Genomic DNA, 26,116 nt, shown 5'->3' on the forward strand with positions numbered 1-26,116 from the left:
GTCGGTATATCCGACGCTCAAGATGGCGCAATTACACTACGCCAATGAACACTCCCGAAAACTCCAGTCTCGGCCGCGAGGTCGACTATCCCCGCCACTATGACGCCAGTCTGCTGTTCCCGATCCCGCGCGCGGCCGCCCGCGCCGAGATCGGCCTGGGCGGCGAACTCCCGTTCGTCGGCGAGGACCGCTGGCATATCTATGAGCTGGGCTGGCTGGACGCGCGCGGCAAGCCCTGCGTGGACACCGCCACCCTGTACGTGCCGGCGACTTCGCCGAACCTGATCGAATCCAAGTCGCTCAAGCTGTACCTGAATTCGCTCAACGGGGCGCGTTTCAACCGCGCCGAGGCCGTGCGTGAGCGCATCGCCACCGATCTGTCGGCCTGTGCCGGCGCCGATGTGCGGGTCGAGTTCGGCCTGCCACCGGTCGCCCAGGCGGCTGGCGAGAATATTGACCACCTGGATGTCGCCATCGACAGCTATGGGCCGCCCAACGCTGCCCTGCTGCTGGCCGACAGCCGCGCCGTGGTCAGCGAAACCCTGGTCTCGGCCCTGCTCAAGTCCAATTGCCCTGTCACCGGCCAGCCGGACTGGGCCAGCGTCAGCATCCGCTACCAGGGCCCGCGCATCGACCGCGAAGGCCTGCTGCGCTATCTGGTCAGCTACCGCGACCATGCCGAGTTCCACGAGCAATGCGTGGAGCGGATCTTCCTGGAGCTGAGCCAGCGCTGCCAGCCCACCGCACTGGAAGTGGAAGCCCGCTACACCCGTCGCGGTGGTCTGGACATCAATCCGCGTCGGGCCAGCCCGGGTCTGGCCGCCAGCGCCCCGATCCGCGACCTGCGTCAATAAACATTCAGCTGCGTACGCCGGTTTTTACGTTGGCGCGATGAAACCTTAACAGGCGTCGTGCAATCGTTGCTTCCAGTCAGTCACGGAGGAGCAGCCTGGATGAGCAGTACCGATAAGAAAGCCGATTTTTCCGGCGTCACCGGCACCGTCACCAGCACCGAACAGGTGGTGGAGAAGGCGGATTTCTCCGGCGTCACGTCGACGGTGACCAGCACCGAAGAGATTGTCGGCGAGCAGCAGTACACGGTGCAGAGTGGTGACAACCTCTCCAAGATCGCCAAGAACCTGCTCGGCGATGGCAATGCGTGGAAGCGCATCTTCGATGCCAACCGTGATGTCCTCGATGACCCGGACAAGATCCGTCCCGGTCAGACGCTGAAAATTCCGGCGCGCCAGGGTTGATCCCTGCGCCGCCCGTTGCAAACCTTCAAACCAGATTCGGAGCAATCCATGAAGAAGACTTCGCTTAGCAGTGCCCTGATGATCGCTGTGGTCGGTGCCGTAGCACTGGTTGGCTGCAAGAAGAAAGAAGAAGCCGCGCCGACCCCGCCGCCGGCTGCAAGCGCCCCGGCGCCGATGGTTGAGTCGGCTCCTGCCGCGCCGGTGCTTTCGGTCACCGCAGTGACGGTTGGCAATGCGGCAGCGGCTGACATGACGGTGGCGCCGGTTGCCGTACTGGCCGCCAAGGACAAGATCATTGTTTCGGTCAAGACGAGCGGTACCGCCAGCAATGTGCCGGTGGCAGCCAAGTTGACCTATCAGGATGGCCAGGTGGCCGGTGAGCAGAGCGCCACCCTCAATGCCACCGATACCGGCACCACCAACATCGAATTCGCCAACAGCAAGCCGTGGCCGGCTGGCAAGTACACCGCCGACGTCACCGTCGATGGCAAGGCTGCCGGTATGCCGCAGCAGTTCGAGGTGAAGTGAGCAAGGCGTTAGCCGGCGCAACTCTCTCCCGTCGGTGATACGCATGGGCGCAGCCATCAAGCTGCGCCCTTTTTTATGCAGGTTTTTCAACCGGGCATTCGCGTCACCAGGATTCCGCTGCCAGACCCAAAGCAGCAGATTTTTCTTGTTGTGGGAGCGGCGTGAGCCGCGAAGCAGGTACACCAGCAGATGATCGGGTTTGAGAACGCCAGCTTCGCGGCTTACGCCGCTCCCACAGCCGCCGCTCCCACAGACAATCAGCCGCCGCCGTAGCCGGGTAAGCGCAGCGCACCCGGGGCTGTTGGCACGCAATCAGCGATTGCATCGTTTACCTGGTTCCCGGGTGCGCTGCGCTTACCCGGGCTACCTTGGGTCTGAGATGAGACGTCACTCTTCATCCCATCCAAAGGGCAGCTCCTGCTTGGCGGGCGCCGGATAGCGTCGCGATATTGTTTACGCTGAGCACCCCCGTTCTGCGCACTGTCCAACGCGGTTTGGTGACAGCGGCAACGGTTGCAGCTGAGACCAGCGCGCCCTGTCAGGGCGCGATCCAAGACAGCACAAGGGCTGCGCGCAATTGCCATGGCGGGATGCCGGCTTGACCCTACTTCCGCGTATGGTTTTTTTTGCCCGTACCGGCTGAAAACGCGACAATGTGGGGGTTTCCCACTCGGCAGCCGGGTAGGGACGTGTGCGCTGGCCCACTGGATGGCCGTCTGCCTGCTTCAACGCCGCTGCCATCCTGCTCCGCATCCGTCAGCAAGAGAGTTTTTGCCCCCATGTCGAATACGCCGAAGATCATCTACACGCTCACCGACGAAGCTCCGTTCCTGGCCACGCAGTCGCTGCTGCCGATCGTCGATGCCTTTACCGCGACCGCCGGCATTGCCGTCGAAACCCGCGATATCTCACTGTCGGGCCGCATCCTGTCGCAGTTCCCTGATTTCCTGAAGGACGACCAGAAGGTCAGCGACGACCTGGCCGAACTGGGCGCGTTGGCCACCACGCCGGAAGCCAACATCATCAAGCTGCCGAACGTCTCGGCCTCGGTGCCGCAGCTCAAGGCCGCGATCAAGGAACTGCAGGACCAGGGTTTCATCCTGCCGAACTACCCGGACGCACCGACCGACGACGTGTCGCGCGACATCCAGGCGCGCTACGACAAGATCAAGGGCAGCGCGGTCAACCCGGTGCTGCGCGAAGGCAATTCCGATCGCCGCGCACCGCTGTCGGTCAAGAACTACGCACGCAAACACCCGCACCGCATGGGTGCCTGGTCGGCCGACTCCAAGTCGCACGTCGCGCACATGGACGGCGGTGATTTCTACGGCAGCGAAAAGTCGACCACGTTGGCCAATGCCGGCAATCTGAAGATCGAGCTGGTGCAGAACGATGGCAACACCGTCGTGCTGAAGGCTAAGACCGCGGTCAAGGCCGGCGAGATCGTCGACGCCTCGGTGATGAACCGCAAGGCGCTGGCCGCCTTCGTTGATGCGCAGATTGCCGATGCCAAGAGCCAGGGCGTGCTGTTCTCGCTGCACCTGAAGGCGACCATGATGAAGGTCTCCGATCCGATCATGTTCGGTGTCGTCGTCGATGAGTTCTACAAGGACGTGCTGGCCAAGCACGCCGCCAGCCTCAAGCAGATCGGCTTTGATGCCAACAACGGCATCGGCGACCTGTACGCGCGCCTGCCGCAGCTGCCCGAAGCCGAGCAGGCAGCGATCAAGGCCGACATCGCCGCCGAGTACGCCAAGCGCCCGGCCGTGGCGATGGTCAACTCGGACAAGGGCATCACCAACCTGCACGTGCCGTCGGACGTGATCGTCGATGCTTCAATGCCGGCGATGATCCGCGACTCCGGCAAGATGTGGAACGCCGAAGGCAAGCTGCAGGACACCAAGGCCGTCATTCCGGACCGCTGCTACGCCGGCGTGTACCAGGCGGTGATCGAGGACTGCAAGGCACACGGTGCGTTCGATCCGTCCACCATGGGCTCGGTGCCGAACGTCGGCCTGATGGCGCAGAAGGCCGAGGAATACGGCTCGCACGACAAGACCTTCCAGATCGCCGCCGATGGCGTGGTCAAGGTCAGCGATGACGCCGGCAACGTGGTGTTCGAGCACGCGGTGGAAGCCGGTGATATCTGGCGCATGTGCCAGACCAAGGACGCGCCGATCCAGGATTGGGTGAAGCTGGCGGTCAGCCGTGCGCGCCTGAGCAACACCCCGGCGCTGTTCTGGCTGGACGCCAAGCGTGCCCACGATGCGCAGGTGATCGCCAAGGTCGAAAAGTACCTGAAGGACCACGACACCAACGGCCTGGACATCCGTATCCTGTCGCCGGAAGAAGCCACCGCCGTATCGCTGGAGCGCATCCGCAAGGGCCAGGACACCATTTCGGTGACCGGCAACGTGCTGCGTGATTACCTCACCGACCTTTTCCCGATCCTGGAGCTGGGCACCAGCGCCAAGATGCTGTCGATTGTGCCGCTGATGGCCGGCGGTGGCCTGTTCGAGACCGGCGCCGGTGGTTCGGCACCCAAGCACGTGCAGCAGTTTGTCGAAGAAGACTACCTGCGCTGGGATTCGCTGGGCGAGTTCCTGGCCCTGGCCGCGTCGCTGGAGCACCTGGGCCAGCGTTACGACAACAAGGGTGCGGCCGTGCTGGCCAATGCCCTTGATGCCGCCAACGGCAAGTTCCTCGACAACGACAAGTCGCCTTCGCGCAAGCTCGGCGGCATCGACAACCGCGGCAGCCACTTCTACCTGGCCATGTACTGGGCGCAGGCGATGGCCGAGCAGAACGACGATGCCGGCCTGAAGGCCAGGTTCGCACCGCTGGCCGAAGCACTGACCAGCAACGAGCAGAAGATCGTCGACGAACTGGCGGCGGTGCAGGGCAAGCCGGTGGACATCGGCGGCTACTACCGCCCGGACCTGGCCAAGGCCGGCCCGGCGATGCGCCCGAGCGCCACGCTCAACGCCGCCATCGCCAGCCTCAAGGCCTGAGTGATGTGAAGAACGACGGCTGCCTGCGGCAGTCGTCGTTACACTTTGAAAGCCTGTCTCCGTGATGGAGGCAGGCTTTTTTGTTTTCGTGTGATGACGGTGTGTAAACACGACCAATGTAGGGTGCTGAAAGGACCACCGAGAAATCGAATTGTGGGTCCAATCACCCTTTCACATGCGGCATCTGGCATAGCCTGATTCGACACGTTGGGAATCGCATGATGCGGGCGCGTCAAAAAGGGGAAGAGGGCATGACCAGGGTGCTGGTAGTGGGCTCGGACACCCGAGAGGAGCAGACGCTCCTTGGGCGATTAAGGGAAATAGCAGGATTGCCGCCGGAAGCCTTGCAACGTTGTGTTGATCTGGACCAGTGCGACTTGTTGTTGGTACGCGATACACCGGCGCTGCGCAGCGCCGCCAGGCATATGGCCAGCAAACGGCCGACGATGCGACTGTGGCTGCATGATGATGCCGGCGCCGTGCACGATGGCCGCGGCAGCGATGTGCTGCACCTGGACCAGGCGCAGATTCAACGCGCGCTGGCACCGTTTGATGCGCCGGCCGAGTCGGTCGAGTCGCCCACCGATGGCCTGTATCTTGCCAGCGGGGCCAAGCAGGTGACCCGTCTGCTACGTCGTCGGCTGCAGGAAAAACAGGGGCGCGCGATGCTGTCCCTGCAAGGGCAGCCGCAACTGCTGATTGATTTCGAGCACGACCAGATGGTGCCGCTCTACCAGCACCCTGCGGAGGGGCCAACGCTGGCCCAGCAGCTGGGCGATGTATTCGAGCTGCTCGCCTTGCAGGAGCTCTCGCAGGCGCGCTTTGATGTGCTGGCCGACAAGCTGTCGCGGCAACCGCTGCGGCCGTTGCTCTGGCAGATGGCGCAGTTCGGCGACAACTGGACCGATTTTGACCGGCGCCTGCAGCAACAGGCCCAGGTAAGCCTGCTGCGTTGGCCGGATTTCCGCGTGCTCGCACATCAGCACGATGGTTTCCGGCTGTGCTCGTTGCTGCTCAAGAAGCCTTGCAGCCTGCTGGAATGCACGCAGCTGCTGGATGTCGACATCAACGCAACCCGCGCCTTCATGCGCTCGGCATACCTATGCGGTTATGCGCAGGTACGGGTGCCGGAAATTGCCGCAACACCGCCCACTGCGCCCGTCAAAAACAGCGCCAGCACCTTGCTGGCGCGGATGTGGCGCAGTGTCCGTCAACGTACGGGTACACACGCATGATCGAGCACAAGGTAGTGATTCTGGGCGCCATGGGGGCAGGCAAGTCAACCTTGGTACGCGCGGTGGCCGGCGGCACCGTCATCGATACGGATGTAATCAACACCGACACCAGCTCAGCCAAGCTGTCGACCACGGTGGCGATGGACTACGCCGATGTGAACCTCCCCAACGGCGACCGTCTGCGCCTGTATGGCACGCCCGGGCAGGAGCGCTTCTCCTTCATCTGGCCGGTGCTGCTGCAGGGCGCGCGCGGCGTGGTGATCCTGGCCGATGCGTCCAGCCCGGATGTGGCGCAGGAAATGGAGCGCTACCTGCTGGCGCTGCGCGAGCATGCCGCAAAAGTGCCGGCGGTGATCGGTATTTCAAAATTCGACCTGGTGCCGGACGTGGACCTGGATGCCTGCGTGCTGCAGGCACAGAAGACCGCAGGCCGGCCGCTGCCCTTGGTGCCGTTCGATGCGCGCTCGGAAGACGCGGTGATGATGTTGATGGACGTGTTGATGGGCGAAGTCGAGGCGGCCGCGTTGGTGGAAGACCATGTCTGAGGTGAAGGGAATGGCATTGCTGGAAGACTGGGAAGTCAAAGCGATCGACATCAAGCTGCAGGAATTCGCCGATTCGGTGGATGGGGTGCGTGCGGCGGTGGTGGCCAGCGTCGACGGCTTCGTGCTGGCACAGGCGGCAACCCAGTCATCCAGTGGCGAACGGCTGGCGGCGATGACCAGTGCAATGCTGGCACTGGCATCGGCGGTAGGCCGCGAACTGGCGCTGGGCACGATGGACGTGCTGATGCTGGAAGCCAGCGAGGGCAAGGTGCTGATGCAGTCGATTCCGCTGCCGCGGGGCTCGCTGTTGCTGATGGCGGCCTGTGGCCAGCGCAGCGTGATCGGCCATGTGCTGTGGAGCGCGCGCGAATGCGGCCGCAAGATCCAGGCGGAATTGTCGGCGGAGTGAGGCTGGGGTGTTGGTTGTGGGTGGAGTTGCTGCGGCTGCAGCTGCGAAGGTAAAAGCGGAAGCATCCCTCCGAAACTCGTCCGGCCCGAATGCTTGGCGTTCGATCATTCATCAGATCGCGCGGCAGTACCGCGCAAGCAGACCTTCTTCACCCCCTGCGCTGCGCGCAGGGGAGGGAGCTGTTTGCTGCAGTCGCTCGGATCGCAGCAGCAGCCGCTTCTACCCCCTCCCTTGCGCGCAGCGCAGGGGAGGGTTGGGGAGGGGTGCCTTTGGCGCGGAACCAAAAGCCAACACCGTGCCGAACAGCCCTCAGTGGCGTATGGTCAGCGCACATCCCCGGTGTCCTTTCGCATGCGCTTGCCCTGTATCCGCATTGAGCCAACACCCCGACAACTGCAGGTGTTGCCGCAATGAACGCCGCCAGCACCGGCAGCGCCCTGGCCGCCCGCATCGCACAGGGCTTCGAGGACTATCACCGCGACTTCGCGCTGATCAGCCGCCGCGCACGTGAGCGCTTCCAACGCCGTGACTGGGCAGCTGCCAGGACCGATGCAGTGGAGCGCATCGAGCTCTATGACAGCTGCGTAGCGCGCTGTCGTACACAGCTCGATCAACTGCTGCCCGCCAACACCGATGCAAGGCCGCTATGGCAACAGGTCAAGCGGGACTTTGCCGCGTTGATTGAAGGCTGCATCGATGGCGAGTTGTACAAGACCTTCTACAACACGCTGACCCGCCGCCTGTTTGCCACCCATGGCGTGGACGACAGCATCGAGTTCATGGCGCTGGATATCGAGCCGTCCGATGCCATCACCCACCCCGTGGCACGGCATGTCTATGCCGTCTCCGAAGCCCGTCCGGTCGAAGCCTTCACGCGCCTGTTAGCGGACTATGCGTTCGAGCTGCCGTACCAGCACCAGCTGCGCTGCGCGGCGGCCATCGCCGTGCGGCTGCAGGATGATCTGGCGCATTGGGGCCCGTACCCGGTGCGGGCGATCGAACTGCTGCAGACCGTCTTTTACCGTGAGCGTCGCGCCTACCTGGTCGGGCGCGTGTTTGGAGAGCATCGTTTCTCGCCCTGTGTGATCGCCCTGGTCAACGACGGCGATGGCATACGTGTGGAAGCCGTGCTCAGTCGTCGCCGCGATGTGGCGCATCTGTTCGGCGTGTCGCGCAGCTACTTCCAGGCCGATCTGCCGACCGTGGCCGATGCGGTGGTGTTCCTGCGCAGCATCCTGCCGGGCAAACCGGTGGATGAGATCTACACCGTGCTGGGGCGCGCAAAGCAGGGCAAGACCGAGCGCTATCGCACCTTCTTCAGCCACTTCCAGCAGCACGACAACGAACAGCTAGTGCATGCCGATGGCACCCCCGGCATGGTGATGACGGTATTCACCCTGCCCAGCTATCCGCTGGTGTTCAAATTGATACGCGACCGTTTCGCCTGGCCCAAGACGATGAGCCGGCAGGATGTGGAGGGCAAGTACGCGCTGGTGTTCAACCTCGATCGCATTGGTCGCCTGCTGGATGCGCAGCCGTACCGCTATCTGCGCTTCCCGCAGCAGCGCTTCGCGCCGGCCTTGCTGCAGGAATTGCTCAGCCAGTGCAGCCAGAGCGTGCGCATCGATGGCGACGAGGTGGAGATTGCGTTGTGCTATGTGCAGCGGCGGTTCCGGCCCTTGAATCTCTACCTGCGCGAGCAGGGCGCCGAGGCCGCACGCGCAGCGGCGCTGGATTACGCGCAGGCGATCCGCGACATGGCCTGCAACAACATTTTCCCCGGCGACATGCTGCTGAAGAACTTCGGTGTGTCACGGCATGGTCGCGCGGTGTTCTACGACTACGACGAACTATGCCTGGTCAGCGAGTGCAACTTTCGCCATTGGCCGCAGCCGCGCAGCGAGGAAGAGGCGATGGCCGCCGAGCCGTGGTTCCATGTTGCACGCAACGATGTGTTTCCCGAGCGCTTCGGCTTGTTCATGGGCTTGCCGCGGTCATCGCTGGAAGTAGTGCAGGAGAAGTTCGCCGAACTGTTCGACCCGGCCTGGTGGCAAGGGCTGCAGGTTGGATTCCAGCAAGCGCTGTACCCGGATACACCGCCGTACCCGCGGTCGCTGCGACTGGCGTGAGGATGAGCGACCATGGCTGGCGTCCATTGGCCGACCGCAACAACGGCCCACGCCCGCTGACCCCGCTGCAAGACAGCTGAGGCCCGACGCATGGGTAGTGCCGAGCCATGCTCGGCAGGGGCGTCAGCGGTAAAGCCTCAGCCGAGCATGGCTCGGCTCACAGGTGGGGCGGCGTTGTAGGAGCGGCGTCAGCCGCGAAGCCGGTGCTGCAACAGGCGGCGAAGAGCCAACCCCTCCCAACCCTCCCCTTGGCCTTCGGCCAAAGGGAGGGGGCGTAGTGCCGAGCCATGCTCGGCAGGAGCGTCACCAGTAAAGCCAAATGTAGTGCCGAGCCATGCTCGGCAGAGGCGTCACCGGTAAGACCCCAGCCGAGCATGGCTCGGCTCTACAGGTGGGGTGGGGCCCGCATCGCCTGCCCAACCAACACAAAACAAAAACCCCGCTTTCGCGGGGTTTTTGTCTGCAGCCAACTCCAACCGGAATCAGCGCTTCATCGAGCCGAAGAACTCGTCGTTGGACTTGGTGTTCTTCATCTTGTCCAACAGGAATTCCATCGCAGCGATTTCGTCCATCGGGTGCAGCAGCTTGCGCAGGATCCAGATCTTCTGCAGCAGCTCCGGTTCGATCAACAGGTCTTCGCGGCGGGTGCCCGAACGGTTGATGTCGATGGCCGGGTAGACGCGCTTCTCGGTGATGCGACGGTTCAAATGCACTTCGCTGTTGCCGGTGCCCTTGAATTCTTCGTAGATCACTTCGTCCATCTTCGAGCCGGTTTCAACCAGCGCGGTGGCGATGATGGTCAGCGAGCCGCCTTCTTCAACGTTACGCGCCGCACCGAAGAAACGCTTCGGGCGGTGCAGGGCGTTGGCGTCCACACCACCGGTCAGGACCTTGCCGGAGCTCGGTACGACGTTGTTGTAGGCGCGGGCCAGGCGGGTGATCGAGTCGAGCAGAATCACCACGTCCTTCTTGTGCTCGACCAGGCGCTTGGCACGCTCGATCACCATTTCGGCAACCTGCACGTGGCGTGCGGCCGGCTCGTCGAAGGTCGAGGAGACCACTTCGCCGCGCACCGTGCGCTGCATTTCGGTCACTTCTTCCGGGCGCTCATCCACCAGCAGCACGATCATGTGCACTTCCGGATGGTTGGTGGTGATGGCCGTGGCGATCTGCTGCATCATCATCGTCTTACCGGCCTTCGGCGGCGAGACGATCAGTGCGCGCTGGCCCTTGCCCTGCGGTGCCATCAGATCGAGGATACGACCGGTGATGTCTTCCGAGGAGCCGTTGCCGCGCTCAAGCGTGAAGCGCTTGCGCGGGAACAGCGGGGTCAGGTTTTCGAACAGCACCTTGTTTTTCGAGGCTTCGATCGGCTCACCGTTGATGGTGTCCACGATCGACAGCGCGAAGTAACGCTCGCCATCCTTCGGGAAGCGGATGCGGCCGGACAGGTGGTCGCCGGTACGCAGGTTGAAGCGGCGGATCTGGCTGGGCGAGATGTAGGTGTCGTCCGGGCCGGCCAGGTAGCTGGCTTCGGCCGCGCGCAGGAAACCGAAGCCGTCGGGCAGGATTTCCAGCACGCCGTCGGCGGCGACGCCGTCACCGTGACGGGTCAGCACCTTGAGCAGGGCGAAGATCACATCCTGCTTGCGGGCACGGGCCACGCCTTCGGAGATCTGCAGCTGCTCGGCGATTTCCAGCAGCTTCTGTGCCGGCATCCGCTTCAGGTCGCTCAGCGAGTAGACCGGGAAGCCTTCCGGCACGCCCGGCATCGAACGCGGCACGAACGGCTCGTTGCCGCCGTCGTTGCTCATGCCGTTGTCGTCACGCGGACGGTTGCGGTCACGGTCGCGACGGTTGCGGAAACGGTCGCGGCGGTTGCCCTGACCCTGACCTTGGCCTTGACCCTGCTGATTCTGCTGGCCGTAGCGCTGCTGGTTGCCGTCACCGCCGTCCTGGCCACCACCTTGCGGGGCGTTGTCGCCCGAGCTTGCGGGTGCCTGGGCCTGGCCGTCATTGCTGGGCGCTGCCGCGGCGGGCGCGGGCGGCGGAGCAGTGGGGGCGGGTGCTGGCGCGGGTGCTGCGGCTACCGGTGCCGGAGCGGCCGGGGCGGATGGCAACGGCAGGGCCGGCTGGGCGGGAGCAGAGCCACCGGTGTCGGCGCTTTCAGCTGTTTTGGCAACACGCGGCTTGCGCACGCGCTTCTCGACAGGAGCGTCGGTGCTCCCGGTTTCGGAAGGAGTGTTCTCGGACAAGTGCTTGATTCCTCTCGCTTAGACGTGCGAGCGCCCTGCGGGGCTGCGAATTGGTTGGGATGGTCCGGACGAGAACCCGTCCAGAGGGTGCGGCACGCGAATGCTGCCGGATGTAGCGACACTAACACCGCCAAGCGCGGCGGTGCAAGAGCCTGCAGAACCCTGTTGGGCCGCGGTATGGCAGGCCCGGTGGCCGGCGGCACGGAGCCGCCGGACCTGGCTGGATCAGACCAGCGCCTTGTCGATCATCTGGCTCAACTGGCCCTTGCCGACAGCGCCGATCTGGGTGGCCTGGATCTGGCCATCCTTGAACAGCAGCAGCATCGGGATAGAGCGCACGTGGTACTTGATCGCGGTGGCGCGATTTTCGTCCACATTGACCTTGGCGATCTTCAGCTTGCCGTCATAGGCGTCGGCCAATTCGTCCAAAACCGGGGAGATCATCTTGCACGGGCCGCACCATTCAGCCCAGAAATCCACCAGGACCGGTTCGCTCGATTGCAGGACGGCGCTGTCGAAGTCGGCATCGCCGACGTGTAAAACCTTATCGCTCACTTGGAGTCTCCTGGTGCAATGCGACTGCCCATGCCGGGTTGGCCGTCGCATTGCGGTAAACTGGGGCATTGCGCGGACAGTGGGCAGGGCCCAGGTGTCGCGCGACCCGGCGCAGGGGCCGCAGTGTGCGACGGTGCCCGAATCGATGCAAGCTGCCCGGCCACACTGACCGGCTGGCACTACAAAGACGAAATCAATGAGCGACAAACCGCTAACCGACGTAACGTTTTCCTCCTTCGACCTGCAGCCTTCGCTGTTGGCAGGCCTGGAGGGCGCGGGTTTCACCCGCTGCACCCCCATTCAGGCGCTGACCTTGCCGGTGGCTCTGCCAGGCGGCGATGTCGCCGGCCAGGCGCAGACCGGCACCGGCAAGACGCTGGCCTTCCTGGTCGCCGTCGCCAACCGCCTGCTGACCCGCCCGGCGCTGGCTGACCGCAAGCCGGAGGATCCGCGCGCGCTGATCCTGGCCCCGACCCGCGAGCTGGCCATCCAGATCCACAAGGACGCGATGAAGTTCGCCTCCGACACCGGCCTGCGCTTCGCGCTGGTCTACGGTGGCGTGGACTACGACAAGCAGCGCGAACTGCTGCAGCAGGGCGTGGACGTGATCATCGCCACCCCTGGCCGCCTGATCGACTACGTCAAACAGCACAAGGTGGTTTCGCTGCATGCCTGCGAGATCTGCGTGCTGGACGAAGCCGACCGCATGTTCGACCTGGGCTTCATCAAGGACATCCGCTTCCTGCTGCGGCGCATGCCTGAGCGCACCACGCGCCAGACCTTGCTGTTCAGCGCCACCCTCAGCCACCGCGTGCTGGAGCTGGCCTATGAGCACATGAACGAGCCGCAGAAGCTGGTGGTGGAGACCGAAAGCATCACCGCCGACCGCGTCCGCCAGCGCATCTATTTCCCCGCCGACGAAGAAAAGCTGCCGCTGCTGATCGGCCTGCTGTCGCGCAGTGAAGGTGCCCGCACCATGGTGTTCGTCAACACCAAGGTATTTGTCGAGCGCGTTGCGCGCGCGCTGGAACGTGCCGGCTACCGCGTCGGCGTGCTGTCCGGCGACGTGCCACAGAAGAAGCGCGAGAGCCTGCTCAACCGCTTCCAGAAGGGCCAGCTGGAAGTTCTGGTGGCCACCGATGTGGCCGCCCGCGGCCTGCACATCGACGGCATCAAGTACGTCTACAACTACGATCTGCCGTTCGACGCCGAAGACTATGTGCACCGCATCGGTCGTACCGCGCGTCTGGGCGAAGAAGGCGATGCGATCAGCTTTGCCTGCGAGCGCTATGCGATGAGCCTGCCGGACATCGAGGCCTACATCGAGCAGAAGATCCCGGTCGAAGCGGTCACCGCCGAACTGCTGACTGCGTTGCCGCGCCCGGAGCGCGCACCGCTGGAAGCCGGTGAAGAGGAAGAAAGCGTTGGCAGCATCTTCCGCGAAGCCCGCGAGCAGAAGGCTGCCGATGAAGCCCGTCGTGGTGGTGGTCGCAGTGGCGGCAAGCCCGGTGAACGCCGTGGCGAGCGCAGTGCCGATGGCAAGCCGCGTCCGCCGCGCAAGCCGCGCGTCGAAGGCGCCCCGGCCAGTGCCGAAGGCACGCCCAAGCCGCCGCGCCCGGCCGCAGAAGCAGCGCCGGATGCAGCCAACAGCCCGGCAGTGGAAGGCGAGCGCGCACCGCGCAAGCGTCGCCGTCGTCGTCACGGTCGCCCGCTTGAGGGGGCCGAGGGTGCAGCACCGGCAGTGGCCAACAACAACGGCCCGGTGCAGGTACCGGCCAAGCCGATGCGCGCAGGCAACGACAATGATTCGTTCCTGACCCGCCTCGGCCGCAAGATCCGCCGGATGCTGTCAGGCAGCTGATCGCCAGGCAAGCCGTAGTGCCGAGCCACGCTCGGCAGAGGCTTTCCCAGCAAAGCCAAGGTAGTGCCGAGCCATGCTCGGCAGAGGCTTTCCCAGAGAAGCCAAGGTAGTGCCGAGCCATGCTCGGCAGAAGCTTTACCGCTAAGGCCCCAGCCGAGCATGGCTCGGCACTACACCCCCTCCATTTGGCTGAAGGCCAAGGGGAGGGCTGGGAGGGGTGAGCCCTTTGCACCGAGCTGATGCAGCCCCAGCTTCGCGGCTGACGCCGTTCCTGCAGCATGGCGGGCAAGGCCCTTGTATTTCCGGTAAGGCCCCTTGCCGAGCATGGCTCGGCACTACCGGCATTGCTGGGAAGGCTTCTGCCGAGCATGGCTCGGCACTACGGCTGCCTGTTGCCCTGCATTACGCGTGACCTGCATCTCCGCAGCCTGCCTGCGCTCCTGCATAATCGGCAGGATGAGCGTTCTGCGTTTTGACAATGTCAGCAAACAATACGCCGGCGGCCACCAGGCGCTGGTGGATGTCAGCTTTGAAGTAGCAGCCGGTGAAATGTTGTTCGTCACCGGGCATTCCGGTGCCGGCAAGAGCACCCTGCTCAAGTTGATCCACCTCAGCGAACGGCCCAGCCGTGGCGCGGTGCTGTTCGCCGAGCGCAACCTGCTCAAGGTGCGTGGCGGCAAGGTTGCCCTGCACCGGCGCGAAGTGGGTGCGGTCTATCAGGACCACCGGCTGCTGGTGGACCGCAGCATCGGCGAGAACGTGGCTCTGCCACTGATCCTGCGCGGCGACCGCCGGGCCGATACCGGCAAGCGGGTGCGTTCGGTGCTGGAACGGATGGGTCTGGGCCATCGCGAAAAGGCCCTGCCCAGCGAACTGTCGGCCGGTGAGCAGCAGCGCGTGGGCATTGCCCGCGCCATCATTGCCGAACCCCGCCTGCTGGTGGCCGACGAACCCACCGGCAACCTCGACCCGACCCTGGCCGCGGAAATCATGACCCTGTTTGCCGAACTGCCGGCGCGCGGCACCAGCGTGCTGGTGGTCAGTCATGACCTGGCCCTGCTCAAGCAGATGCGCAAGCGCGTGCTGATCCTTGACCACGGCCGTCTGGTCGATGACATCTCGCCGCAGGACCTGGCCGAATGAGCAGCAGCAAACCCGAAAACACCGGCAGCGCCGCGCCGTCGCGCTTGTTCACCTGGCTCAACCATCATCTGCACAGCGTGGTTTTCAGCCTTGGCCGTGCCGCGCGCAAGCCGTGGGCGACCGCATTGACCGTGGCGGTGATGGCGCTGGCGCTGGTGTTGCCGCTGGGGCTGTCGATTGCCTTGGACAACCTCAAGCATTTCGCCGGCAGCGTGCAGCAGTCGCGCGATATCAATCTGTTCCTGAAGACCGATGTCGATGCGGCGGCGGCTCAGCAACTGGTCACCAGCCTGCGTGCACGCGCCGATGTTGGCGAGGTACTGCTGCGCACACCCGACGAGGGACTGGCCGAGCTGCGGCAGAACGCCGGGCTGGGTGAAGCCATCGATGCGCTGGGTGAGAACCCCTTGCCGACCCTGCTGATAGTGACCCCGGCCAATGGCGATGACGCGGCCCTGGCCAAATCATTGGAGACGCTGCCGCAGGCCGATCTGGTCCAGCACGATGCGCTGTGGCGGCAGCGGCTGGATGGCTGGCTGAACTTCGGTGCGCGGCTGGTGCAGGTGTTGTCGGCCTTGCTGGGCTTGGGCGCGGCGCTGGTGGTAGGCAATACCGTGCGCCTGGATATCCAGGCGCGGCGCGAGGAAATCGGCGTACTGCAGCTGCTCGGCGCCAGTGATGGCTTCATCCGCCGCCCGTTTGTCTACCTGGGCGCGTGGTACGGGCTGGCTGCCGGTGCCTTGGCGCTGGGCTTGATCGCCTTGTGCGGGCTGGCATTGCGGCCGCCGTTGGCAAACCTGTCGCAAAGCTACGGCAGTCCTTTCACCTTGCATGGCCTGGATTTGCTGCATTCGGGCATGGTGCTGGTAGGCACCACGATTCTGGGTTGGTTGGGGGCATGGCTGGTGACTGGCCACTTCCTCAGGCAGACTCGCCCGACTGAAACCTGAGGCCCGCATGTCCACGCACGAGCTCAAGCACCTGATCAGCGATGCACCACGGGTAATGGTGGTCGATGGATCCAAACTGGTACGGCGTTTGATCAGCGACGTGCTCAAGCGCGAACTGCCCGATGTCGAAGTAGTGGGCTGCGCCAGCATTGCCGAGGCGCGCGAAGCGCTCGCCGCCGGCCCGGTGCACCTGGTCACCACCTCGCTGGCCTTGCCCGATGGCGATGGCCTGGCGCTGGCACGCGGCGTCCGCGAGACCGCCGGGCAGGCCTATGTGCCGGTGATCGTGGTCTCCGGTGATGCCCAGCAGCACCTGGAGCAGCGCCGCTTCACCGAGTACGTCACCGATTATTTCGACAAGGCGCTGGGCCACGAAGCCCTGGCCACCTTCATCCGCGGCTATGTGCAGCCCGAGCCGGTGGCCAATGCCACCGTGCTTTATGTCGAGGACAGCCGCGTGGTGGCCGAGGCCACCAAGCGCATGCTCGAGCGGCATGACCTGCATGTGGTGCACGTGCTTACCGCCGAGGATGCGTTCTCGCTGCTCACCGCCGAGTCGCTGGGCCGCACCACGCGGCAGGTGGACCTGGTGCTGACCGACGTCACCCTCAAGGGTGAGTTGAGCGGCCGTGATGTGGTTGAACGCATCCGTGTAGATTTCGCCTATGGCAAGCGGCGCCTGCCGGTGCTGGTGATGACCGGTGACGGCAACCCGCACAACCAGTCGGCGTTGCTGCAGTCCGGCGCCAATGACCTGGTGCAGAAACCCATTGAAGAACGTCTGCTGGTGACCAAGGTGCTGTTCCAGCTGCGGCTGGCGCGCATGGCACAGCCGGCGGTGGTGCTGTGAACGAAGACGGCGCGCAGATCCAGCTTGAAGCCAGTTGGAAAGCGCGCATCGGTGATTGGCTGCTGCGTCCGGAGATGCGTGAGCTGTCGGCCTTCCTGCGCAAGCGCAAGGCGGCCGGTGCGCATGTATTCCCGCCGGGCCCGCAGATTTTCGCCGCCTTCGATGCCACCCCGTTCGAACAGGTGAAGGTGGTGGTGCTGGGGCAGGACCCGTACCACGGCTACGGCCAGGCCCACGGCCTGAGCTTTTCGGTGATGCCGGATGTGCCGGTGCCGCCATCGCTGCTCAATATCTATAAAGAGCTTGAGGCCGACCTCGCCATTCCGCGCCCGGACCATGGCTGCCTGCTGCCGTGGGCGCAGCAGGGCGTGCTGCTGCTCAATGCCGTGCTGACGGTGGAAGAGGGCAAGGCCGGTGCGCATCAACGCCGTGGCTGGGAGGGTTTCACCGACCATGTGGTCGATGTGCTCAACCGCGAGCGCGAAGGCCTGGTGTTCCTGTTGTGGGGCGCCTATGCCCAGCAGAAGGGCAAGGTCATCGATACCGGCCGCCATCGCGTGCTGAAGGCCCCGCATCCGTCGCCATTGTCGGCGCACCGGGGCTTTCTGGGCTGCCGGCATTTCTCGCAGACCAACGACTACCTGGCCCGCCGTGGGCAGGCGCGGATTGACTGGCGGTTGCCGGCCCGGGCAGACCTGCAGCTGGCCCCTGCTGGCAGCTGAATTTCCTTGATCCCTGTCATATCGCGGTGACCTTGGCTTTGCTACCTTGGCCGTCCTTGGAATGCCTACGTTGCTGTCGCCTATTCAGGTTTGACCCCGGGTTTGCTGACAAAAACAGAACGCTGGAACTTTTTCTGTACCGAGCAGTCCAATAGTTCGACTGCTAAGATGAGGTCCTATGAACCTGAACACCTCTACTGCCCTTGTGGCAAACAATCTCCCGATTCCCAGTGCGCTCGGTTCGCTGGACGCCTACATCGGTGCCGTGCACCAGATCCCGGTGCTGTCGGTCGATGAGGAGCAGGAACTGTCGCGTCGTTTCCGTGACGAGCAGGATCTGCACGCCGCACGTGAGCTGGTGCATTCGCACCTGCGCTTCGTGGTGCACGTGGCCCGCGGTTACAACGGCTACGGCCTGCAGCTGGGCGACCTGATCCAGGAAGGCAACATCGGCCTGATGAAGGCGGTCAAGCGCTTCGACCCGGATATGGGCGTGCGCCTGGTGTCCTTCGCGGTGCATTGGATCCGTGCCGAGATGCACGAGTTCATCCTCAAGAACTGGCGCATCGTCAAGGTCGCCACGACCAAGGCGCAGCGCAAGTTGTTCTTCAACCTGCGCAAGTCCAAGACCCGCCTGGGCTGGATGAACGCCGCCGAGGTCAGCGCGGTTGCCAAGGATCTGAACGTCTCCGAGCGTGAAGTGATGGAGATGGAATCGCGTCTGTCCGGCCGTGACATCGGTTTCGATGCGCCGTCCGATGACGACGACGATCATGCGCCGCCGTCGCCGGCTGCGTACCTGGTCGCACGCGATGAAGATCCGTCGCAGGCCTATGAGCGAGAGGACAGCGAAGACAACCAGCTGAGCCTGCTGCGCGAAGGCCTGGCCAAGCTCGACCAGCGTTCGCGCGACATCATCGCCCGCCGTTGGTTGGATGCCGACAGTAAGGTGACGCTGCAGGAGCTGGCAGATGAGTACGGCGTATCGGCCGAGCGCATCCGCCAGATCGAAGCCAACGCGCTGAAGAAGATGAAGGCATTGTTCGCCGCCTGAGCAAGGCCGCAACGATGAAAGCCAAAGGCCCGGGGAAACCCGGGCCTTTGTTGTGTAGTGCCGAGCCATGCTCGGCAGGGGCCTTATCCAAGGCGCATAGTTGCCGGTAAAGCCCAGCCGAGCATGGCTCGGCTCTACAAGGGCTGCGCCGATATCATTCCGAAGGGCCGGCAATCGGTAGTGCCGAGCCATGCTCGGCAGGAGCGTCATGCACGAACCTGCCGCTGCCGGTAAAGCCCAGCCGAGCATGGCTCGGCTCTACAGGGGATGCGCCGATATCATTCCGAAGGGCCAGTAATCGGTAGTGCCGAGCCATGCTCGGCAGGGGTTTTATGCAGGGCTCATCGTTGCCGGTAACGCCCCTGCCGAGCATGGCTCGGCACTACGGGTGATCGCGCGTGGCTTTCCCGTGTAAATTCGGCATTCCTCTTTCCGCCGGAGCTGACCATGAAAGGAAACTGCCTGTGTGGTGCTGTCGAAGTGATCGCCAATGACAGTTCCGAGATTGGCCTTTGCCACTGCAGCATGTGCCGGCGTTGGTCGGGCGGTCCGTTGTTCGCGGTGCATTGCGATACGCAGGTGCAGGTGCTCGGCGACACCGTCAAAACCTATCGCTCCTCGGACTGGGCTGAGCGCGGCTTCTGCGGGCAATGCGGTACGCACCTGTATTACCGGCTGGTGCCGGATGGCGAATACTTCGTGCCGGCCGGCGTGTTCCAGGATCACAGCTTCGCGCTTGCCAGCCAGATCTTCATCGACGAGAAACCGCCGTACTACGACCTGGCCAACCAGACGCCGATGCTGACCGGACGCGAAGTATTCGAACAGTTCGCCAACGGCAGCAGCTGACCGTTGGCGAGCTGACGCGGATCAGCCAGCGGGCTCCTTGCCATCGCCCTCGTCGGCATCGCCGAGGATGATGCGCGCGCTGCGCTGGTAGCTCCAATACGCCACTGCCCAGTTCAGCAGCACCACCAGCCGGTTGCGGAAACCGATCAGGAAGAACACGTGCGCGGCCAGCCAGAACCACCACGCCAGCAGGCCTGACAGCTGCAGTTTGCCGACGTGGACGATGGCCGCCATGCGGCCGATGGTGGCCAGGTTGCCCTGGTCGTTGTAACGGAACGCGGCCGGCGCCGGCTTGCCGGCAAGACGGGCGCTGATCACCTGCGCCACGTACTTGCCCATCTGCTTGGCCGCCGGCGCCACCCCGGGCACCGGCCGGCCATTGGCCTGGGTCAGTGCGACCAGGTCGCCACCGACGAAGATCTCCGGATGGCCAGGGACGCTGAGATCCGGCTCGACCAGCACGCGGCCGGCGCGGTCCAGCGGCACGTCCAGGGTGCGCGCCAGCGGTGAGGCGGCCACACCGGCGGCCCACACCACCGTGCGTGCCGGCACATGCGTGTCGCCGAGCTGGAAGCCCTGTCCGTCGATATGGCTGACGGGGGTGCCGGTGAGCACTTCCACGCCCAGCTTTTCCAGCTGGCGGCGTGCCTTCAAGGACAGCGCTTCCGGGAACGAGGACAGCACGCGCGGCCCGGCTTCCACCAGCCGCACCTTGGCATCGGCCGGGTTGATGTGGCGGAACTCGTTCTTCAGCGTGTGGCGGGCGATTTCGGCCAGGGTACCGGCCAGCTCCACCCCGGTGGGGCCACCGCCGACGATGGCGAAGCTCAGCCATGCCGCGCGCTTGGCCGGGTCGGATTCGGCCTCGGCGCGTTCGAACGCCAGCAGCAGCTTGCGGCGCAAGTAGAGCGCGTCATCCAGGGTCTTCAGACCGGGCGCATCGCCGGCCCATTCGTCGTGGCCGAAATAGGCGTGGGTGGCGCCGCTGGCGAGCAGCAGCATGTCGTAGCCGAGCTGGCTGCCGTCGCCGAGCTGCAGCTGCCTGGTGTTTTTGTCGATGACGGTCACCTCGCCCAGGCGGACCTCGACGTTGCGCTGCTTGCCAAGGATATGGCGCAGCGGCGCGGCGATATCCGGCGCCGACAAGCCGGCCGTGGCCACCTGGTAGAGCAGGGGCTGGAACAGATGGTGATTGCGGCGGTCGACCAGGGTGATGCGCAATGGCGCATCGGCCAGCGCACGGCTGGCCCAGAGCCCGGCGAAACCACCGCCGACGACGACAAGATGCGGGTGTTGCGGCATGACGTACTCCGGTGGGGCCGGTGAACCGGCCATGGGGGCGGGTTGTCAGCTGGCATCATCGCATTGATGTGCTTTGAAACAGCGATGACCGATACTGGCACTCAGCTTGTCGCCATGGAGTTGCCCCGTGTCTGAGCCTGAGAAGCGCATCGCGCTGTTGATCGATGCCGATAACGCGCCGTCGTCGAAGATTGACGACATCCTTGTGGAAGTGGCTGCCTTTGGCGTTGCCAACGTGCGCCGCGCTTATGGTGACTGGAAGAACCCGCGGCTGAAGGGCTGGGAAAGCGTGCTGCACGAGTTCGCGATCCGGCCGATCCAGCAGTTCGCCTATTCCAAGGGCAAGAACGCCTCGGACATGGCGATGGTGGTCGATGCGATGGACCTGCTGTACGCGCGCAACCTCGACGGTTTTGCGATTGTCTCCAGCGATGCCGACTTCACCCCGCTGGTGATGCGCATCCTTACTGACGGTTTGAAGGTGTACGGCTTTGGCCAGCAGAAGACACCACTGGCCTTCGTCAATGCCTGCTCGAAGTTCATCTATCTGGAGGCGCTGGGCAATGCGCCTGCGGAGGCGGCCGAGCCTGCCGCCAGCGCCGCGCCGGCAAGCAGTGAACCGGTAAGCAGCGAGCCGGCAAGTAGCGAGCCGACAGGCAGTGAATCGGCGGAGTCACCTGCAGCACCGATCACTCCGCGCACTGCCAATGAGCTGCGCGGCGATACCCGCCTGCTCAACCTGCTGCGCGGTGCGGTGGATGCGGTGGCCGACGAGCAGGGTTGGGCGCTGCTGAGCGCGGTAGGCAACCAGATTGCCAACCGTGCCTCGTTTGATTCGCGCAACTATGGTTATCGCAAGCTGAGCGACCTCATCGCCGCGACTGGTCTGTTCGAGGTCAAGCGCGCCGGCAAGGCATCGGCGGTACGCGCGCTGCCCCGCAAGGGCGCGCGTGATGAAACCTGATGGAAGGAGTGACCGAATGTTGAAGATCTGGGGCCGGCGCAATTCCAGCAATGTGCGCAAGGTGCTGTGGTGTGCCGAGGAGATCGGCTTGCCGTATGAATCCATTGAAGTGGGCGGCGCGTTTGGTGGCACGCAGAGCGCCGAATACCGCGCGATGAATCCCAATGGCCTGGTGCCGGTGATCGAGGATCATGGCCTGCCGGTTTGGGAATCCAACGCCATCGTCCGCTACCTGAGTGCGCGCTATGCCTTGGACGTGCTGTATCCGGCCGACCCGGTCGAGCGTGCACGCAGCGAGCAATGGATGGATTGGACCACGTCGAGTTTTGCGGTGGCGTTCCGCGATCTGTTCTGGGGCGTGCTGCGCACCGCACCGGCGGACCGTGACGAGGCGCGCATCGCAGCGGCCCTGCTGCGCTGTGGTGAGTTGCTGACGCTCGCTGACGCGGCACTGGCCGAGCAACCGTGGCTGTCTGGCGAACGTTTCGCGATGGGTGATATTCCGTTGGGGTCGTTTATTTACGCCTGGTTTGAAATGCCGATCCAACGCCCGGAGCTGCCGCATCTGGCGGCGTGGTATGCGCGGCTGCAGCAGCGGCCTGCGTACCGGAAGGGAGTCATGACGGCGTTGACGTGAGTTGATGCGAAGATTTTTGAATGCGGGAATACGGGAATACGGGAATACGGGAATGCGGGAATGCGGGAATGCGGGAATGCGGGAATTGCGGGAGCACAGGAATGCTAGCCCCTCTCCCGCTTGCGGGAGAGGGGTTGGGGTGAGGGGAGCTTTTGACTTTTGCCTTGTGGTTTCTTCGCCGGGAAATGCCCTAGAAGCACAAACAACAGCAACAGCAACAGCAACAGCAACAGCGCCCCCCATCCGCCCTTCGGGCACCTTCCCCCGCAAGCGGGAGAAGGGAAAGCGGCTCCGTTGGTCTTTGTGGTAGCTGCAAAGACCACAGCAACAGCAACAGCAACAGCACAAGCAACAGCACAAGCGACAGCACAAGCGACAGCACAAACAACAGCGCCTCCATTCGCGCTTCGGGCACCTTCCCCCGCAAGCGGGAGAAGGGAAGGCGGTTTCCGTCGGTTCTTGCGGTTGCTGCAAAGAAAAAGCCGCGCTGTTGCCAGCGCGGCTTTTCATTGGCTCCGTGCACTGGGCACGGGTACAGCAGTCTTAGAACTTCCAGTTCACGCCGAAATAGACCACACGGCCCGCGTAACCGTTGGAGTAGAAACGGGCCTTGGTGTCGTTGCCCAGATGGGTGCGCGTCTCTTCCTTGGTCAGGTTCAACACCGAGGCACTCAGGCTCAACGCCGGGGTGATGTTGTAGGCGGCGTTCAGATCGATCTGCTGGTAGGGCTCCTGGTAGAGGTTCAGACCGCTGACCAGGCCCTGCACCACTTCGCCGCGGCGGTTCCACGAGGCACGCAGCAGCAACTTTTCAACTTCATAGAACACGGTGAAGTTGGCCTGGTTCTCGGCGCTGCCAACCAGCGGTGACTTGCCGATCGCGGTGCCGTCTTCCAGGGTGATCGCCGCTTCGTTGGTGTCGTTCCAGGTGTAGTTCGCCTGGAAGCCCAGGCCGAAATCCAGCGTGTGCTGGGCGTAGAACTCCAGGCCCTGCGACACCGCATCACGACCACCGGCGGTGGTGGAGTAGTTCTGCACCACCACGCTCTGACCGCCAACGTTCTGGGTGACGTCCTGCACCACCGGTACCGAGAAGTTGCTGACGTCCTTGCGGAACAGGCCCAGGCCCAGCACCGAGCCGGGCTGGAAGTACCACTCCACGCCGATGTCGTACTGGGTGGCCTTGTAGGCTTCCAGGTTCTTGTTGCTGCCCGAGCCGTACCAGCCCTGCTCACTGGCGCCGCCGGTGAGGCGGCGGTCGTTGACGTATTCGGGGCTGAAGTACTCCAGGCTGCCCGGTGCGGCGATGTTGTTGTAACTCGGGCGCGCGATCACCTTGGAGGCCGCCGCACGCAGCAGCAGGTTGTCGGTCAGGTCATAGGCCAGGTTGAAGCTGGGCAGCACGTCGGTGTAGCTGCGGTCCAGGCCGGTGACCGCGAACGACTCCACGCGCGCTTCGCTGTCGGAGAGGCGCCAATAGCCTTCGGTGCCGCAGTAGGTGCGTGCCGGTGCGCCGCCGGGTACCGCCGCGCCGGCCTGGCAGGCCAGCGGGTTGCCGTTGGCGTCGTCGTAGAAGTAGTCGTTGTACGAGGTGACTTTGTCGGTGGAATCAGCGTGTTGGCGGGTGCTGACCACACGCACGCCGACGTTGCCGCGCAGGCGCTCGGTGCGGAAATTGGCCTGCAGGTAGGTCGAGTAGATCTTTTCGTCCACGTTGTAGACGAAGTTGTCCTCGTTGCGGGTCTGCATGCCGCCGTAGGTCTTGTTGAGATACGAGATGTAGGCCGGGTAGTTGATGGCCGGGAACGCGCTTGAATTGATACCGCCAGCCAGGTTGCCCATGCCGTAGATGAAGTCGGGCGAGAACTGCAGGGCGGTGTCGTTGCAGCCGCCGTTCCAGTAGCGGTTCTCGTAGTCGCTGGCATCGGTGCCGGGGCAGGCCCAGTAGCTGTTGCCGGTGCTGCGGTGGATGCCGCCGTCACGGTACTTGACGCCAAACTGCAGCGATTCCAGGAAGCCGGAGTCGTTGTGCCAGGTGGTATCGATCTGGGCGTACTTCTGCTCGTTGGTGTTGCGGGTCCATGACGAGCCGGTGGAGCCGAGGTCAACCTGCAGGATGCCGTTCTTCAGGTTCTGCATCAGTTCCGGCGAGAACGCCATCGACGGCGTGCCGGTCAGGTTCCAGGAGCTGGCCAGGTTGCCCAGGTTCCAGCTGCCGTCCGCATTCTGGCTGCGCGGCTTGAGCGGTACCGAGAACTGCAGCGACGGGCCGCCCTTGGCCCAGGTGCGCCCGCCCTTGAAGGCGATGTCGACCGACTCGCCGCGCCATTCGGCGGAGAAATCGGCGGTCTGCGACAGTGCCTTTTCCAGGTTGTAGCTGCCGGTGATCTGCGGGGTGGGGATGGTGCAGTCGTCCGAGCCCCAGCCACCCGGCGCCATGCCGCCGGCGGCAGCGTCGTCTTCGCTGCAATAGTAGGTCTTGCCGGGGTGCTTGCTGTAGTCGGCGCCGGTGACGATGGTGCCACTCGGGTCCATGGTCAGCCCGTCGAGCAGGCGCCCGCCGGCCCAGTTGCCGTCGCCCCAATAGCGGGCGATATTCCATTCCGGCACCTTGATGGTGTGGGTCTGGGAGTCCTGCGACAGGTCGAAGCGGAAGTAGTTCGCGGTCAGGGTGAGGTTGTCCAGCGGCTTGAACTGGAGGGTTATCTGGCCGCCCTTGCGCTCGCGTTCCTCCTCCGTGACATCGAGGTTCACCGAGGTCGGCATCATGAAGCCGGTGTAGTACTTGCCGTTCTGGTCGTAGAAGCCGGTACCGCCCCACCAGTTGGAATTGAAGTCGGAGGGGTTGCCGTGGACGTCAACCGCGGTGCCGCCTTCGTCACGGCCATACCAGGACCAGCCTTCGGTGCTGGCGCCCATGGTGCGGGTGGTGCGCTTCTGGTCGGTATAACCGACGAACACGCCGAAGCGCTCGTCCTTGTCATGCCACGAGTACGAGGCGGAAAGCTGGCCGTCGGTCTTCTTGCTGGTGTCGGCCCAGGTGCCTTCAACGGAGACGAAGCCGGTATTGGCTTCCATGTCCAGCGGGCGGCGCGTGTGCAGGATCACCGTGCCGCCGATGCCGCCTTCGTCGATGCGTGCTTCCGGCGACTTGAACAGCTCGGCGCTGCCCAGCATGTTCGACGGCAGCAGGGTGTAGTTGAACGAACGGGTGGGGTCGCCGTTGGATTCGGCGGTGGCCACGTAGTTGCCGTTCAACTCGGTAAGGGTCAGCTCCGAGGACAGGCCGCGCACGCTGACATTTTTACCTTCGCCGCCGTCGCGGGTGATGATCACGCCGGGCACGCGCTGCAGCGCGTCGGCCACGTTCTTGTCGGGGAATTTGCCGACGTCTTCGGCGGTGATCACCTCGACCACGGCATTGGCGTCGCGCTTCTGCTCAAGGCTTTTTTCGATGGCGTAGCGGTAGCCGGTGACGTTGACGCTGTCGAGCGTGGTGGCATCGGTGCTGCTGGTAGTTGCCTGCTGCGCGAACGCAACGCCGGGTACGGCGGCGACGGCAAACAAGGCCACGGCAATGGCGGCGGACAAAGCGTCGCGGCCCTGCTTGGGTTTGATCTGTTTCATTCCACTCTCTCCCTCTCCTGGATTGAATTGTCTGCTGAAACGTTGACTTGTATCGATCTAAAAAACCTGTGAAACCGGGGCCTTGTGGTGCGTCCGCTCAAGATCTGCTTGGCGTCTGCCCGGGCTGCCGTTGCCGGGGATCGTGGGGGTGTCGATTTGGATCGATCTAAACGATTGGCGCGCATTTTTTAGCACAGGCTCGGGGCGGACGCATGTTGCTACGCAATATGGCGG

Annotated in this window: 21 protein-coding genes; 17 read left to right on the top strand and 4 right to left on the bottom strand. The window is 64.1% G+C overall.

Features of this window, described 5'->3' with window-relative positions; all coding sequences use genetic code 11:
• Positions 1-44: 44 nt before the first annotated feature.
• The 8 genes from queF to aceK all read left to right on the top strand — a co-directional run bounded on the left by queF (position 45) and on the right by aceK (position 9,113).
• Complete coding sequence (gene queF, locus ABB27_RS07710) at positions 45-854, top strand: NADPH-dependent 7-cyano-7-deazaguanine reductase QueF (RefSeq protein WP_057628022.1); 810 nt, start codon at positions 45-47, stop codon at positions 852-854.
• Positions 855-953: 99 nt separating this feature from the next.
• Complete coding sequence (locus ABB27_RS07715) at positions 954-1,256, top strand: LysM peptidoglycan-binding domain-containing protein (protein WP_057628025.1); 303 nt, start codon at positions 954-956, stop codon at positions 1,254-1,256.
• Between the two features lie 48 nt (positions 1,257-1,304).
• Entirely contained in the window at positions 1,305-1,784 is a 480-nt protein-coding gene (locus ABB27_RS07720; protein WP_057628027.1) for a hypothetical protein, read from the top strand.
• 779 nt (positions 1,785-2,563) lie between these two features.
• On the top strand, positions 2,564-4,795 hold the full coding sequence (locus tag ABB27_RS07725; RefSeq protein ID WP_057628029.1) for an NADP-dependent isocitrate dehydrogenase: 2,232 nt from the start codon (positions 2,564-2,566) through the stop codon (positions 4,793-4,795).
• A 251-nt stretch (positions 4,796-5,046) separates the two neighbouring features.
• Complete coding sequence (locus ABB27_RS07730; RefSeq protein ID WP_057628031.1) at positions 5,047-6,030, top strand: hypothetical protein; 984 nt, start codon at positions 5,047-5,049, stop codon at positions 6,028-6,030.
• A complete protein-coding gene (locus ABB27_RS07735) occupies positions 6,027-6,575 on the top strand; it encodes a GTP-binding protein (RefSeq protein ID WP_057628032.1) in 549 nt (182 codons plus the stop codon). The genes ABB27_RS07730 and ABB27_RS07735 overlap by 4 nt, the downstream gene beginning before the upstream one ends.
• The gene (locus tag ABB27_RS07740) at positions 6,568-6,984 is read left to right on the top strand and encodes a roadblock/LC7 domain-containing protein (protein WP_057628034.1); all 417 of its coding nucleotides are present in this window, start codon (positions 6,568-6,570) and stop codon (positions 6,982-6,984) included. Before ABB27_RS07735 ends, ABB27_RS07740 begins: the two co-directional genes overlap by 8 nt.
• Before the next feature lie 410 nt (positions 6,985-7,394).
• A complete protein-coding gene (gene aceK, locus ABB27_RS07745) occupies positions 7,395-9,113 on the top strand; it encodes a bifunctional isocitrate dehydrogenase kinase/phosphatase (RefSeq protein WP_057628036.1) in 1,719 nt (572 codons plus the stop codon).
• Positions 9,114-9,595: 482 nt separating this feature from the next.
• On the opposite strand, the gene rho is transcribed toward aceK, so the two are convergent.
• Together rho and trxA are read right to left on the bottom strand one after the other, a co-directional pair.
• Positions 9,596-11,368 carry a transcription termination factor Rho gene (rho, locus tag ABB27_RS07750; protein WP_057628038.1) on the bottom strand — a complete coding sequence of 591 codons (1,773 nt, stop codon included), beginning with the start codon at positions 11,366-11,368 and terminating at the stop codon, positions 9,596-9,598.
• 225 nt (positions 11,369-11,593) lie between these two features.
• Positions 11,594-11,923 carry a thioredoxin TrxA gene (gene trxA / locus ABB27_RS07755; protein WP_057628040.1) on the bottom strand — a complete coding sequence of 110 codons (330 nt, stop codon included), beginning with the start codon at positions 11,921-11,923 and terminating at the stop codon, positions 11,594-11,596.
• Between the two features lie 196 nt (positions 11,924-12,119).
• On the opposite strand from trxA, the gene rhlB reads away from it, so the two are divergent.
• The 7 genes from rhlB to ABB27_RS07790 all read left to right on the top strand — a co-directional run bounded on the left by rhlB (position 12,120) and on the right by ABB27_RS07790 (position 19,352).
• Entirely contained in the window at positions 12,120-13,784 is a 1,665-nt protein-coding gene (rhlB, locus tag ABB27_RS07760) for an ATP-dependent RNA helicase RhlB (protein WP_057628041.1), read from the top strand.
• A 456-nt stretch (positions 13,785-14,240) separates the two neighbouring features.
• Positions 14,241-14,927 carry a cell division ATP-binding protein FtsE gene (ftsE, locus tag ABB27_RS07765; RefSeq protein WP_057628043.1) on the top strand — a complete coding sequence of 229 codons (687 nt, stop codon included), beginning with the start codon at positions 14,241-14,243 and terminating at the stop codon, positions 14,925-14,927.
• Positions 14,924-15,877: a permease-like cell division protein FtsX gene (gene ftsX / locus ABB27_RS07770; RefSeq protein WP_057628044.1), complete on the top strand. Its 954-nt coding sequence runs from the start codon at positions 14,924-14,926 to the stop codon at positions 15,875-15,877. Before ftsE ends, ftsX begins: the two co-directional genes overlap by 4 nt.
• 7 nt (positions 15,878-15,884) lie before the next feature.
• Complete coding sequence (locus tag ABB27_RS07775; RefSeq protein WP_057628046.1) at positions 15,885-16,727, top strand: response regulator; 843 nt, start codon at positions 15,885-15,887, stop codon at positions 16,725-16,727.
• The gene (gene ung / locus ABB27_RS07780; RefSeq protein WP_057628048.1) at positions 16,724-17,449 is read left to right on the top strand and encodes a uracil-DNA glycosylase; all 726 of its coding nucleotides are present in this window, start codon (positions 16,724-16,726) and stop codon (positions 17,447-17,449) included. Before ABB27_RS07775 ends, ung begins: the two co-directional genes overlap by 4 nt.
• 178 nt (positions 17,450-17,627) lie before the next feature.
• A complete protein-coding gene (gene rpoH, locus ABB27_RS07785) occupies positions 17,628-18,503 on the top strand; it encodes an RNA polymerase sigma factor RpoH (protein WP_057628050.1) in 876 nt (291 codons plus the stop codon).
• A 447-nt stretch (positions 18,504-18,950) separates the two neighbouring features.
• The gene (locus tag ABB27_RS07790; RefSeq protein WP_057628052.1) at positions 18,951-19,352 is read left to right on the top strand and encodes a GFA family protein; all 402 of its coding nucleotides are present in this window, start codon (positions 18,951-18,953) and stop codon (positions 19,350-19,352) included.
• A 21-nt stretch (positions 19,353-19,373) separates the two neighbouring features.
• Here the strand turns inward: ABB27_RS07790 and ABB27_RS07795 are convergent, their stop codons facing one another.
• A complete protein-coding gene (locus ABB27_RS07795) occupies positions 19,374-20,654 on the bottom strand; it encodes an NAD(P)/FAD-dependent oxidoreductase (protein ID WP_057628061.1) in 1,281 nt (426 codons plus the stop codon).
• Positions 20,655-20,781: 127 nt separating this feature from the next.
• On the opposite strand from ABB27_RS07795, the gene ABB27_RS07800 reads away from it, so the two are divergent.
• Both ABB27_RS07800 and ABB27_RS07805 read left to right on the top strand, forming a co-directional pair.
• Positions 20,782-21,618: an NYN domain-containing protein gene (locus ABB27_RS07800; protein ID WP_057628053.1), complete on the top strand. Its 837-nt coding sequence runs from the start codon at positions 20,782-20,784 to the stop codon at positions 21,616-21,618.
• A 16-nt stretch (positions 21,619-21,634) separates the two neighbouring features.
• Complete coding sequence (locus ABB27_RS07805) at positions 21,635-22,255, top strand: glutathione S-transferase family protein (RefSeq protein ID WP_057628056.1); 621 nt, start codon at positions 21,635-21,637, stop codon at positions 22,253-22,255.
• A 543-nt stretch (positions 22,256-22,798) separates the two neighbouring features.
• Here ABB27_RS07805 and ABB27_RS07810 read toward each other — a convergent pair.
• Positions 22,799-25,882, bottom strand: coding sequence for a TonB-dependent receptor (locus tag ABB27_RS07810; protein ID WP_057628058.1), 3,084 nt, complete (start codon positions 25,880-25,882; stop codon positions 22,799-22,801).
• Positions 25,883-26,116 lie beyond the last annotated feature (234 nt).

Origin of the sequence: Stenotrophomonas terrae, from assembly GCF_001431465.1 — a bacterium.
Lineage (GTDB): Bacteria > Pseudomonadota > Gammaproteobacteria > Xanthomonadales > Xanthomonadaceae > Stenotrophomonas > Stenotrophomonas terrae.

Coding starts and splice junctions, on each gene's coding strand:
- rpoH (WP_057628050.1), top strand. CDS start 17,628: ATGAACCTGAACACCTCTACTGCCCTTGTGGCAAACAATCTCCCGATT.
- rhlB (WP_057628041.1), top strand. CDS start 12,120: ATGAGCGACAAACCGCTAACCGACGTAACGTTTTCCTCCTTCGACCTG.
- aceK (WP_057628036.1), top strand. CDS start 7,395: ATGAACGCCGCCAGCACCGGCAGCGCCCTGGCCGCCCGCATCGCACAG.
- ABB27_RS07735 (WP_057628032.1), top strand. CDS start 6,027: ATGATCGAGCACAAGGTAGTGATTCTGGGCGCCATGGGGGCAGGCAAG.
- ftsE (WP_057628043.1), top strand. CDS start 14,241: ATGAGCGTTCTGCGTTTTGACAATGTCAGCAAACAATACGCCGGCGGC.
- ABB27_RS07720 (WP_057628027.1), top strand. CDS start 1,305: ATGAAGAAGACTTCGCTTAGCAGTGCCCTGATGATCGCTGTGGTCGGT.
- ABB27_RS07810 (WP_057628058.1), bottom strand. CDS start 25,882: ATGAAACAGATCAAACCCAAGCAGGGCCGCGACGCTTTGTCCGCCGCC.
- ABB27_RS07790 (WP_057628052.1), top strand. CDS start 18,951: ATGAAAGGAAACTGCCTGTGTGGTGCTGTCGAAGTGATCGCCAATGAC.
- ABB27_RS07715 (WP_057628025.1), top strand. CDS start 954: ATGAGCAGTACCGATAAGAAAGCCGATTTTTCCGGCGTCACCGGCACC.
- ABB27_RS07730 (WP_057628031.1), top strand. CDS start 5,047: ATGACCAGGGTGCTGGTAGTGGGCTCGGACACCCGAGAGGAGCAGACG.
- ABB27_RS07795 (WP_057628061.1), bottom strand. CDS start 20,654: ATGCCGCAACACCCGCATCTTGTCGTCGTCGGCGGTGGTTTCGCCGGG.
- ABB27_RS07775 (WP_057628046.1), top strand. CDS start 15,885: ATGTCCACGCACGAGCTCAAGCACCTGATCAGCGATGCACCACGGGTA.
- ABB27_RS07725 (WP_057628029.1), top strand. CDS start 2,564: ATGTCGAATACGCCGAAGATCATCTACACGCTCACCGACGAAGCTCCG.
- ABB27_RS07805 (WP_057628056.1), top strand. CDS start 21,635: ATGTTGAAGATCTGGGGCCGGCGCAATTCCAGCAATGTGCGCAAGGTG.
- ftsX (WP_057628044.1), top strand. CDS start 14,924: ATGAGCAGCAGCAAACCCGAAAACACCGGCAGCGCCGCGCCGTCGCGC.
- queF (WP_057628022.1), top strand. CDS start 45: ATGAACACTCCCGAAAACTCCAGTCTCGGCCGCGAGGTCGACTATCCC.
- ABB27_RS07740 (WP_057628034.1), top strand. CDS start 6,568: ATGTCTGAGGTGAAGGGAATGGCATTGCTGGAAGACTGGGAAGTCAAA.